The organism is Halobacteriovorax sp. RZ-2 (assembly GCF_043196685.1).
Lineage (GTDB): Bacteria > Bdellovibrionota > Bacteriovoracia > Bacteriovoracales > Bacteriovoracaceae > Halobacteriovorax_A.
Genome location: NZ_JBEBMR010000002.1, coordinates 505,962 through 518,663, shown reverse-complemented (window position 1 = coordinate 518,663; position 12,702 = coordinate 505,962). Strand labels below are relative to the sequence as shown.

7 protein-coding genes are annotated in these 12,702 nt (G+C 32.3%); all 7 read right to left on the bottom strand.

Annotated features, from left to right (window positions below):
* Nucleotides 1-201: 201 nt before the first annotated feature.
* The 7 genes from ABMA78_RS08560 to ABMA78_RS08530 are packed head-to-tail and all read right to left on the bottom strand — an operon-like array spanning nt 202 to nt 12,416.
* Nucleotides 202-5,700 carry an FG-GAP-like repeat-containing protein gene (locus ABMA78_RS08560; RefSeq protein ID WP_392858987.1) on the bottom strand — a complete coding sequence of 1,833 codons (5,499 nt, stop codon included), beginning with the start codon at nt 5,698-5,700 and terminating at the stop codon, nt 202-204.
* Between the two features lie 9 nt (nt 5,701-5,709).
* The gene (locus ABMA78_RS08555; protein ID WP_392858985.1) at nt 5,710-8,796 is read right to left on the bottom strand and encodes a hypothetical protein; all 3,087 of its coding nucleotides are present in this window, start codon (nt 8,794-8,796) and stop codon (nt 5,710-5,712) included.
* Nucleotides 8,786-9,025, bottom strand: coding sequence for a hypothetical protein (locus ABMA78_RS08550; RefSeq protein WP_392858983.1), 240 nt, complete (start codon nt 9,023-9,025; stop codon nt 8,786-8,788). Before ABMA78_RS08550 ends, ABMA78_RS08555 begins: the two co-directional genes overlap by 11 nt.
* Nucleotides 9,018-10,175, bottom strand: a complete 1,158-nt coding sequence (locus tag ABMA78_RS08545; protein WP_392858982.1) for a hypothetical protein — start codon at nt 10,173-10,175, stop codon at nt 9,018-9,020. The genes ABMA78_RS08550 and ABMA78_RS08545 overlap by 8 nt, the downstream gene beginning before the upstream one ends.
* The gene (locus ABMA78_RS08540; protein WP_392858980.1) at nt 10,162-10,782 is read right to left on the bottom strand and encodes a hypothetical protein; all 621 of its coding nucleotides are present in this window, start codon (nt 10,780-10,782) and stop codon (nt 10,162-10,164) included. The genes ABMA78_RS08545 and ABMA78_RS08540 overlap by 14 nt, the downstream gene beginning before the upstream one ends.
* 12 nt (nt 10,783-10,794) lie before the next feature.
* Entirely contained in the window at nt 10,795-11,424 is a 630-nt protein-coding gene (locus ABMA78_RS08535) for a hypothetical protein (RefSeq protein ID WP_392858978.1), read from the bottom strand.
* Between the two features lie 11 nt (nt 11,425-11,435).
* The gene (locus ABMA78_RS08530; protein ID WP_392858975.1) at nt 11,436-12,416 is read right to left on the bottom strand and encodes a hypothetical protein; all 981 of its coding nucleotides are present in this window, start codon (nt 12,414-12,416) and stop codon (nt 11,436-11,438) included.
* Nucleotides 12,417-12,702: the final 286 nt, after the last annotated feature.

Genomic DNA, 12,702 nt, shown 5'->3' with positions numbered 1-12,702 from the left:
GTTCTGCCTTCTTTTTATCACTTTCACTCCATTTTTTTGGATTGGAAAATTGAGTATAAAAGATTTTCCCATTCTGCTTATTACTATTACTATTCACTAAATATAACTTTACAATACCGATAACTACTAATAAGGATCCCAATAAAACTAAAGGATACACCAATATCAAGTTAACGCTTAAATAAATAAATGCTGAAGATATCACTGTTGAAAAAATTCCATTAAATTATTCCAAAGTCCATCATATAAAACTTTTGTATTATTATCATGTGTCTTTGTTTCAGAAACATGTCCTCCAGCGAAAACTTCTGTAGGAGTACCAACACCCAAAGAAACTGATGCAACAGGAGTTCCCTCTCCAGACCCTCCTAAGCTTACACCACCGTCTGCTTTTAAAAATGGTCCACTAACTGAAGCTCCACCAGAGATTCCATTTAATTCTTTTATATTATCATTTCCTATAGTTGCCGTAACTTTCATACTAACACTGGCGCCACCTCCAACACCAAAGCTACTAGTTTTTGTTTCAAAAGTACCGACTTCCGTTCTAAGAAAGTTTTTTGAAATAGGGTTAAAGTCTACTGTACCAACTACACCATACTCTTTCCCTGCCATCCTTATTAAACCACCTGATCCTGATCCACCTAAAGACAAACCAGCCAAGCCATTAGGATCAACATTATTGACTGGATCATTCCCAACATAAGAATAAACATTCATCTCAAGTGGTCTCATACCTCTCTCATTCATCTCTTCTAAGTATAACATATCAGCAGATGCAAAACGTCCTACATTTTGAAGATAGTAACGATTTTTATAATAATATACATCGGATTCGTTATCATAATATTGATCAGTATATAGACTATTTAAATCACCACCTAGAGCTGTGCCACTTCGACTTTCTCCAAATGGGAAGTACTTTTGGTTAAATACTACGTTTCCAGTTGAGTCAGTTCTTAAAACTGTCGATTGTTGGTGATTTTGATGAATATGGCTAAATGTACCAGATGAATCGAATGAAGCGATTCTCTGTTCGCCTAAGAATACGTGATAAACAGGATTACCTGAGTTCACCTCTGTATATTTACCAATGTATTCAGTTTTATTGGTACCTACAGATTTCTCAACTCGCATATTTTCATGATCATAAATATAATTTGAAGTAGTTGTTCCATCTGAAAAAGAATTTAGTCGATTACTTTCATCAAAATTAAATGTCTTAGTCCCTATATTTGATAAATTCCCAAAGCCATCAAAGGTGTAACTAGCTGAATCATAATTTGTTAAAACTTGAGGTCTTGCTTGCTCGTATGAATAAGACTTGACCACACCATCCACTTCTTTTTGAAGGATATTTCCAATTTCATCATAAGTTAGGTCTCGCTTCTTCACACTATTTAAGAAATACTCTTCTAATCTGTTTAATGAGTCATAAAAGAATTGTTCGGACTCAGAGTATACAGTTTCATCAATTCCAATAATTTTAGAACTGCTATCATAAGAATAAGTGTAATTTAAAAGATCATTTGTATTGTTAGCAATAATCAATGATAGTAATCGATAACTTTTGTCAGCCGAGTTATAAACATACTCATCACTAATACCGTTAGATCGATCAACTAAAGTTGGCATATTAAATTCATTGTAACTCACATTAGAAACTAATGAAGATTGTGCGCTGCCATTTTTGACGTAATCAACACCTACAACATGGTTATTATTTGCATAATTATAAAAAACTTCAAGGGAGTTCGAATTGATTTGAGGGTAGACAATAGAATTTAGTCTTCCATTCACCTCGTGATCAAATGTAGTAGTATAGCTGCCACTTGAAGTAGTCTGAGTTTCAGAAGCTAAAGAGTCATAGATATTATAATTATAAGACTTACTTCCCTGTCCATAATTAACACTTGTAAGCTTTCCTATTCCATAACTTGAAGAGACTTCATCATAATTTAAGACGATATTTGAAGCAGTAGAACCTGTACCATAATCAACCAGCTCCTTTCTCCCAAGCTTATCGTAATCATATTGTATTTCTCGAAATGATCCAATTAGGTTTGAACATGTTGCACCAGTGAAATAGTCATACTCTTTTCTACTGATAATAAGATTATCATTATTATGAGCATATTTAACAACTCCGACAGTAGGGTCTTCCTTACAAGCTCGTCTGTTTTGAAAATCAAAGTAAAAGTTTGTAGAAGACAAATGAGGATCTACAATAGATGTAACATTATCCATAATATCATGCAAATAAGAGTTCTTATGACCTTGATCATTTTCAACTTCACTCACACGAGAGAACTCATCAATGAAAGTAATTAATTTATGTCTGTTCTCATCATATATCGTTTTCTTTCCTACTTCGTACTTATTTTCAATAAAAGAAGGATCTAGTGTAGTATGCTGCGGATTGAAACGAAATTCTTCGCGCATTAAGGGGTCATATTGAACTACTGTCTGGCCATTAGAGTTCGTAATATTTTGATTAAAACCATTAACGAATATTGGGTTATATATTTTATATTCCTGTCCATCAATATTAAATTCTTTTCTAACTTGTGTATATGTTGAAGAACTAACTCCTTCTGATATTTTAAAGATTTCTTTTCCTTGAGTATCAAGAAACACTTTTTCATCAAAGGTATCTGCTTCGCCACTAACTTGTCTTGCTTTAGTAATTATCGTTGATAAAGTTGTATTTGAGCCAAAGCTATATTCATAAGAAATAGTCGGTAATAAAGAGGAATCAGCTGGCCCTATCATTTTAACAGGCCTTAAATAACTATCATATTCCAGGGCATGAACTCTTAAATTTTCATCTGTGAAACTTATCATAGTTCCGGTATCAATATCATAGTTTGCTGAAACGAGGTGTCCTAGTGGATTTTGAATTGAAGTTAAATTAATGAAATTAGCATCATAGAAGTAAGAGGTTTTATTATTACGGCCATCATATGACTCTTTAATATTACCAGAGTTATAATAGGTGTAATGAGTTTTTTCTACATATGATGATCCATCATATCTTTCGATTGAAGAAACATTACCATCACTCGTATAACATAATGAAAGATCGTCATACAATACTCTTTGAGATGCGACAAGAGTGTCATTAGAGTCATAGAGTGATTCTTCACAAACCTTATTTAAAGAGAATAAGCCAGACTGATCTAAAGCATACTGCTGAGTTAACTTTCGATATATGCTATCACTACTTGAGTACTCTGACTTTACAGACTCTGTTAAGAATCCATTTTGAAATGTATATGAATAGGTTGTTTTATTAGAGCGAGTGTTATTGCCATATTCATCCCCTTCGACTTTTAATGTTTCTGTTAGATTGGCCCTTTTACTCTCATTACTAAAAGATTCATCTAATAAAAAAGAATTATAAGTATGATGTTCGGACTTTAGAAGATCACCTAAAATGTTTTCGGTATCAAATGTAAAAATTGACTTCTCAGTTAATAGGCCCTTCAAGTAATAATCTAAATCACCTTGATTATATATTTTCTTTTGTACGTATGTTGGTCTAGAGTTATCTCCTAAATTAATCTCGACAATCTCATTAAAGCCCCTAAACTCGTTAGATATTCCGTTATAGTACGGTGACTTATATTGAATATCCTTTTCGATTAAACGAGAAGGGTATCCAAATATTGTTGTCTTAATTTTAGTAACTGCTGCAAATGAGACACCTGTACTATTCTCCTTATTCACCACTTCAAAAGCTGTACTTGGTGTATATTGTATTTCAACTTGTTTTCCTTGATTATTATCAATTAACCTTAAAAGGTTATCCCCAGTTTTATAAAAAGATAGGTATCTGAAATCTCTCTCATAATTTGTCCAAACAACATCTGACACACCATCACCATTAATATCAAATATATCAATATGAATATCTTTATCTGAATAATTTATTAATTTATCAAAATATTTAAAAATTGGAGAAAAACTACCATTTGATCGTCCATAAACAATAGCAACACCAGCTTTATTTGCGACTAAGTAATCAACTATTCCATCACCATTAAAGTCTGCTATAAACTTATTCAAAGCACTGTTTTTTGAAATTTGCCAAATTTCTTTATTTGATTCATCAAATCTTATCGATTGTACTTGTCCAAAATCACCATTACCAAGACTTGGGAAATAGTAGACCCCTGTTGAATCAATTTTTCCAAGATCAACAAGGCCATCACCGTTAAAGTCACTAATTAAAGTAGACTTACTTGCTAAACTTAATGCCTTAGATGACAGCGAAGGATAAATAATTTTCTTATATGAACTTTCACCATCACTTAAAATTGAAATAAGTTTTTCTGGTAAACGGATTAGGAAATCCAAGTGTCCGTCTCCATTTAGATCGATAGTTCGAACTTCACTTGAACTATAATTATAATGTGGAAGAAGCGATAACTTAGAAAATTCATTTGAAAATGAAAAGCTACCATTCTTATCAACTCCACCTTTAAATACCTTTGGCGCTAATCCTGAAACGACAAAATCAACAACTCTATCTCCATCAATATCCATTAATTTAGTTTGTTTAGAGTCTAAGATATTTATAAAACTACTATCAACATAGTGGCCTTCGAAGCCATTTCCATAGTTATTAGTCCATACCTTCAGACCATTTCTAGATGTTTCAATATAGTCAACAAGGCCATCTCTATTTAAGTCAATTGTCAAAGTATTGCTCGATTTAAAATTTGGTATTATAGAGTCATTAAAAGAAAATGATTGAACTTCAGGTGCTATGCTATTTCCGTACGAAAATTCAACAGGTGGATTTATATCCTCTCCTACTGAATCATCGACCCCCTTTACTGTGATACGCTCTAAATAAGGAATTTTTGCATTATTAGAATCACTATATTCTAAAATATAGTGTTTAATTATACGACCAGAATTAGACTTCACATATATATCACTACATAGCTTATCTAATTGTTCATATACACCTGAACGATATGAACTTTTAAAAGAATCGCTCTCCTGATACTCAAAAGTAATCTGATATTTATATGTAGCACCATTGTAGCCATATCTTATTTCATCAAGATACTTATAATTCTCGCCACTGTAGTGATAAGTTATCAGATTTCCAGATCGATCTTTTTCTTCACTAATAAGCCACTTTGTCGTACCACTTGATGATGAATGACGAGATGTAGAATTTACTCCAAAAACATCTTCACTCAGGTCAGAGTAATATATATTCCATATATTGTTTTCATGATGATAACGATTACCATTTTGATTTATTTTAGGTGCATACCAATTATCAGAATTACCATCAAAGTTTACTTTTATTAAATCCCCTTCAGATGAATAGAAGCTGTCACCTTCTTGAAATGAAGGAACACCATTTCTCAAGTTTCTTGAAATGTTTTTAAGATTTAAGTTCCAACCTAACCCAAATTCACTTATCCCATTTGAAGAATTATATATAATTCTAATTTTAGGCGCATGATCATTGACACCCTTTGGTAATGAGAGTGAATACTGATAATTAAAATTACCTGTATTTGATGAGTCAACAACTTCACCAGTAAAGCCAGAAATTGTTCCTGGCCCCGAAGGTAAAGAGAGTGCCTCAGGGACTATTCCTGTTGAATAGTCCTCTAAAGCAAGTAAGTTAGTATTAAAAATTAGTAAACCAAAGAGAATAATCTGATTGCGCACTTATACACCTTACAAAGTTAACTTAAGAGACTTTGAGTAAAATCCCGGATAATCGAGTAACTGACCTTCTTTTCTATATGAAGAACGAATCTTGAAGTTTACGGACTCAAGTCCTGTGTATCCTTCAGTGTCAATGGTCTTTTGACATTCAAAGTATTCACCCATATCAGTACAATTATCTAAACTATGAATATCAGATATTCTATAGCCGTTATTATTGTTCTTAGATGTATAAATTTGAAAAGATTCAATATTATCAAAAGCGACGCTGTCTTTAGAAATACTCCATTTAATATCAGCAGTTTGATTAACATCATCATAACTAACTAATTCTAAAGTATCAGGAGCTGAAGCACAGTAGTTCACAGGCTCACTTTTTAATAATTCTGTAGAGTTAAACCAGAAGACTAGTTTTACACCTTGTAGAATTGGCTCGCTATCTCCCTCTGTGTACATCTGAAGCATTGGGTCAGTTAAGTCCATACGCCAAGTTGTTGCAAAGCTAGTTTTTCGAAATGATTGCCTTTCAAAGAAACGACTATTTCTAAGTTCTGTATAATCAGAATTTACATCAGTAAGAATGCGACTACTCCAAGCATTGATTCTTCTTTGCTGTGCAGGCATCCAATAGTCGGTCTCCCTTCCATCTAAGTCATAAAATTGATTCTCTGAGCCATGGACAAGTAGTGATTTAGTACTTCTAACATACGGATTTTTAAAAAAGAGATGTTCTCTTGCTGGATCAAGATCAAGTAAAATCCCGACTTTTTCGATCATTACTCTAGTTTGATCATTTAGGCCAAAACCTGAGCACATAACATCTTCTAATCTAATTCTTAACTGTGTTTTTCTTTCTTTAGGATTTAATGAAATAAGTTCTTGCATTTCATCATAGCTTAAATCGTAAACAACAAATCCTCGATTAGGATTTAACAAATCATTCTCAGCAGTAATATCTAGAATCTGATCCTGCATTCTTTCCATATTTTCGTGGTAATAATCACCCTCAAAGTAGTTTGCTTTACTTCCTATCGACCTATAGTCACTGAAGTATAAATAATTAAAAGCGTTAACAACTAGAATATAATATCTATCCAAACGTTCTAAATTTTTAGAACGTACCCAATTTAAACCTTCAAGCTCTTGCTCATAAAACCTTCTTGAGGCATCAAGCAATAAAGACATTGATTGACGACTTTTATTCATTCGTGAATATGTTGCAATAAGTTCTCGAGTATTGTTTACTTTCTCTTCCGTATATTTAGCTTGTTCTTTACAATGCGTTACCTTAACATCTGTCAACTCGTGCCCGTGTTCTTTTAGCTTAATATCTCTTTTTATAATATTAAGTTCTATTAAATACCCTATCTCAGCTAATAAAATTTGCTTCACTTCAGAAGGATACTCTGGAAACTTTTTTTCAAATAAGTCTGATGCTAAAGAATAGGGATTAGGAATGTATGCAATATTCTCTAAGATATTTGATAGTCCACAGTTTTCGCCAAAGTCATCACATTCTTGGTCCATCCAAGAATAATACTGATCTAAATAATTACTAAATTTTGTAGCTTTACTAATTTCAACATTTAGTTCTCCATTATTCAACGCGAGAGCTAAATCGGAATCATTTGACCTTAACCAGAGTTTTCCACCTTCAATATAATTATCAATTTCAAAAACTCCATCAGCACCAACTTCAAAAACTTCACAGTTTGATCCATTTGGAACTTCAGAACAGTAAGACCCTATTAATGTGCCTAAAGGAATATTAGGAACAATACTCGTACTAAGCTTAAAACCATACGTTCCACCAACTCCAGCACTACTGTTTAGTGATTCTGAAGAACCTTGGCTTGCACTTCCTCCTACGCTAAAAAAGCCAGTACCAAAACCAGCACTCACTCCTTTTCCTGTTGAATTCGAGACTCCTTTAGAAGCAGAGTTACTAAATGAAAAGGAATATCCATCAGGACCAGACTTTAATGTACCAGTATTAATTCTATCAACAATATGATTATCACTTACCTCAATATTTTGTAACAAAAGCTTTTGTTGCTCGGGTAAAGTATCTCCTAGAAGACCAGTAAATGTTCCAACAACTTTTCTTACGGCATTTTTTAAAAATTTACCTACAGACTTAAAGAACATTACATCAATATTGCCATTCACACTTTCGTATATATGATCAGCCTTAAAAAAAGAGGTTGCACTTCGATTGGCCCAAGAGCCAGATGCATTTATTCTAACCTTTTCTCCTTGAGCAAACTCGATACCTGTATCTTGCCATCCTAAATTTGCTTTAACACTAAATGTTTCAGTTCCTGCTGAATTCGAGTATTTGTAATCATAAATTTTATCAAAATTGGAGTCAATATTCTTAACTAATAGATTATACTGTTCTATTGCTTTTTTATACTCCTCAGTTTCAAACTGATCTTGTGCTTCATAAGAGTTTACACATGATAAATACTCCTGATACTGACTTTGCTCACTTAAAAGATAATTTTCTTCACGGATCACACTCTGATCGACTCCGACTACGTTTAAGTCTTCATTGATGTAAGCTGTTTTAAGGTCAATAACGTTCTTATTTAAGCTTCTTGCTAACTCGTCATATTTCCTTTGTTGAGAAATTAAGCCGTTCAATCTATTTATCAAGTGCTCTTTAAAGTCTAAATTTGTTGCGTACACATCTGCAACATTAGAAATACGGCCAAGATTAGCAGCACCACTTAATAAAAGTTCAGCTTTTGAGTATGCTTCTCTTTTATAGAATAAAAAATCCTTTCCTAGATTTAGATTCCCTACCCCCTCTGGACATTCTACTCCAGAGCAATATACATTTCTATACTCCTCAAGAGCCAAATCTCTAAAGTTAAGGTAATCTTCTACAATACGATTATTTAGACTAAGGCTATTTGTGAAATCAATTTCTTGATTTTTTAATACTTTTACAACATCGTTTTCAAGTGCCTTAGCTTTTTCTAAATACGCATCTCCAAGAGCAATTGATGTCTTTGCAAGCAGTTCATCAGTTGTATATGCTTGAGTACATAATACAAAAAAAGAAGATATCAGTAATAATTTAATTTTCATTTTTAATCGCCTTTAACTTCAATAGTCGTTGCTTAATTATTTTTAATTCATCTAATCTGTCTGATGAATAAAAATCCACACTATTTATTCTCACCAATTCTTTTTCTAAAAGAGCTATCTTTTCAATATTCACCATTTTAGAATCTTTATTACTTGAAAAAGAATCGTAGGATACAATACTCAAAAGAAGCCCAAAAAATAGAAGAATAAAAAAGTATTTTTTATACATCACTCCCCCAACTTCTTAAAAACAACTGGATTTCTTTCGCTAGTTTTAATGAAATTACATCATTATTTTGTATTAATAACTCAGTTGTATAATTCAGTGAATTAACTACCTTATCCTTTAAAACATGATTTAAGTTGGAATCAAATACATCTAGTCCTACAATTTCTGATAGATAACTATATAGATTCACTTTCAATAATTTCTTACCTGCCTCATCGAGAGACAAATATAAATTCAATATTGTTTTGATCATTTTCTGATCGAAAATCAGATCAGTTATCTCTGATGAAATGTCGTTATTTTCTGAAATTAACAAATTTTTAAAATATGTAACCTTACAATCTTGATCACATGAACTTGGATCTAAATCAATTTCATACTGGCTTGAATTCAAAAGAATCCCACCTCTTTCAGTAAAAACTTGCGACAAGAGCGCTCTTGTTAATTCAATAAATCTAGATTTCTTCACAACATCATTTGTTCCAAGGTTATAAACTTTAGTGTCTAACAAAGTGACAATAGAGTCTGAATATTGATAAAATTGAAATAGATTGAAGAAGTGTTCACTTAAATCAATATTTAAACCTGACTTAAGTAGACCATTTGTTTCATCTATGACACCTTCATTTAAGACTCGTAATGAATTAGCCTGCGAACTAGACATATTAGAAAATACATAACTAACCTTAGATATACGACCACAATTTTCATTTATTAAAATATCGATCTCACAAGGGCCACTATCCCCCCAATCAATTTCGGTTAATGCTGAAAATAGAGAGGGCCATTTACTTTTAAGACTATAATATGAGTTATAAACGTTTATCTCTTGCGTATAATCTAAAACATCTGCATTTGAAGAAAACCTATTTTCACTAAAGTATTTATTGAATAAGGTATAACCGACAGATTCATTTAATAGACTTGTAATTGTATTCGAAATAAAAGATAAACCACTCTCCAAACGCTCTACATTAATTGATTTACCCGGCTCAAGATAATAGGCGGTCTCAAGATTTCTTTTCATACCGTTTAACCAATATCGATTTTTAAACTGCTCAGAAGCTTTGAGATGCAACTCACTCTGAGTACTTGCAATGGCAGAAATAGAGAGCAAGGCTAAAAATAGACCACGATTAATTAAAGACATCGTTAACTCCTTTTGGCCCATAACTTACATTGTAAGTTATTACTTTTGCCTTTACATTTAGTGCTTGATAGTCACTTCCGAAAGGATCTACAATATGCTGAAATGTAACTACATTATTTCCATTAGCCATATTTACTGTCCCACAAGTGCCTGCTTTAATCTTCTGTAAGTTTAAATATATATTTTCAGTACTATATAATCCCTCTAAGTTATCTGAGATTTCTCCTGTACACTTTGTCTCAACACACTCAGTAATTAAACAATTTCTAATTGATGTGCCATTAAGTAGTATGTCAACACTACCTTCTGCAATACTGTTATTTTTCTTGAATTCTAAGCTATTAACCCTATCTTTATTTAACAACGTTATAACTGTGTTATTCGGCTTCTTAACAGAATACGCAAGTTCTACTAGTTGTGTTTCAAAATTAAGATTAAAATTAAGATTTAAACTATTATATTGATCAATATTTCTACTTACCTGAACTATATTTCGTGAACGTAAAAGTGCTTCACGAAATTTTAAATTTGAATCTGTTGTCGAATTATCTTCAACACACGACATGAGACATAATAGACATGGTAAGATATATAAAATCCTGTTCATTTGTCTCTCCTCTTATTCTGTATCATTTTGCAGAATGATTGAATATTGAACCGTGCCGCCCTTACTTTCCAATCCTTCACTAAGGAAAAAATTATGCTTCATTCCTTCAAGATTATTTTCTAAGCAACTAGTAATATCAACTTTTTCATTTAAACTGAAAGATCCCGATAATTCAGATTGAAGTAAGCGATCAACAGTTGAATCAGTATTCCAACAATCTGTTTCATTGCATTTAGAAATAACTATATGCTTTAACTTACACTTCTTTCCAATACAACTTGTATCGGTAGGCCCAATACTTGTCCCCTCAGTTGTACATTCAATATTATTTCCAATGTATAGATCTAAATCCCCAAACTCTATGACAGGCGGTGCAGGCAATATTTTGGACTTTACTAAAGACTGTTGAGCATTATTAATGACAGTAACAGCAGTTGTATTTAATGCTTCTGTTTTAATCGTTAAATATACTTTTTGCGCATCTAAAAGTGTTTCAAAATTTAGTCTGTCGCTATTATTTACATCAATTTGTGAGTTCGATGTATATACAGAAGCTGTCTTCTTTACCAATTTTACAAAATCTTCGTTTAGACTATTTGCAAATGAAGAAGTAATTAAAAATAAACAATAAATATATCTCATAAATATTCTCCTTAATTTGACCTTAGTTGTCTTTCTATCCACTTATTAAACAGTAGTTCATATTGTGGACCAGTCGCTGCCTCAAAGTATATTTCATTGTTTGGTAGCAAATCATATCTTTCAGCAACACCAGGTTTCTTTTTACACCAGGGATCTGTAGCCTCATCACAATAAGCACATCTATTTTCTGTATTTAAAAGATAAGATGTTGTAGTTTGGCCTGTATAATCATCAATTACGACATATGGTCTTTGAAGTTTAAAATTCATTCCTTGTGCAGGACAATTTACTCCCTGAAAATAAATTGCTTTCATACTTGGTGCAATATATTCAGGAAAAGCGTTAGGAGATGAAACAGTATTACTATCAATTAATATCATTCGATATCCCCCTATATGAGTAGTCACATTCCCTTCAGTCTCTACAACACCTAAGATTGTTTGAGCCAATATCCAATTAGAGTCATAAGGTGATTCAGGACCATTTGAATTGTAGCTAAGAATACAATTAAAGTTGCTACCATCTTTAATTAAGTATAAGTACATAGTAAATGAGCCTTGACGAACAGAACCATCAAAAGCCCCTGGCCCATTACTAATTGTACCGGAAGAACTATATTTACAGACTATTTCTGTACTGTTAACTAAGAAGTCGTTACCAATATAAATAGCTCCTTTACCAATTTTACTATAGACCATAGATGCGTCATTAAAAAAATCAGAACTCGGAGCACTGCTTATATGAGGGAATCTTTCGACGTTTCTTACTGGTTCTTCAGGAGTTGGATTTAATTCTTCTGCTAGACCGTCAATCTTAACAATTACTTTTTTAGTTGAAGTGTCATACGCAAGTTCACCATTTGACATAGTCGATAAAGTAAAATCACCCGTAAGATACGGTAATACAAGTCTAATCGCTCCTGATGAGTAACCCTGTTGTATTATCAATAAAAATAAAAATGTCCCTACGACATATGAAATGCGTTTTTTCATTTTCGCTCTCTCCTTAAGCAGATTGTTATGAGTAAAAAATAATTTAAATAAAGATTTCAAAGGCATAACTTGAAGTCAATTTCCAGAAAGTTAACTCCTTAAACCTTTATTCTAGACATGACACACCTTATCCCTGGAGAACAAAAAACATTTACACGGGCCAAGCAATTATTCTGAATCTCAATCTAAAGAAATCCTTAAGAAAAAGTAAAAACAACAAAAGGTTTAAAGTCAGAAGATGTTTGAAAATAGTCTTGGGGAAAATAAAAATTTAAGCTGAAAAAAA

What these genes read in the sequence shown, in the direction of transcription:
- ABMA78_RS08555 (WP_392858985.1), bottom strand. Translation starts at nt 8,796, where the DNA reads ATGAAAATTAAATTATTACTGATATCTTCTTTTTTTGTATTATGTACT.
- ABMA78_RS08550 (WP_392858983.1), bottom strand. Translation starts at nt 9,025, where the DNA reads ATGTATAAAAAATACTTTTTTATTCTTCTATTTTTTGGGCTTCTTTTG.
- ABMA78_RS08545 (WP_392858982.1), bottom strand. Translation starts at nt 10,175, where the DNA reads ATGTCTTTAATTAATCGTGGTCTATTTTTAGCCTTGCTCTCTATTTCT.
- ABMA78_RS08540 (WP_392858980.1), bottom strand. Translation starts at nt 10,782, where the DNA reads ATGAACAGGATTTTATATATCTTACCATGTCTATTATGTCTCATGTCG.
- ABMA78_RS08535 (WP_392858978.1), bottom strand. Translation starts at nt 11,424, where the DNA reads ATGAGATATATTTATTGTTTATTTTTAATTACTTCTTCATTTGCAAAT.
- ABMA78_RS08530 (WP_392858975.1), bottom strand. Translation starts at nt 12,416, where the DNA reads ATGAAAAAACGCATTTCATATGTCGTAGGGACATTTTTATTTTTATTG.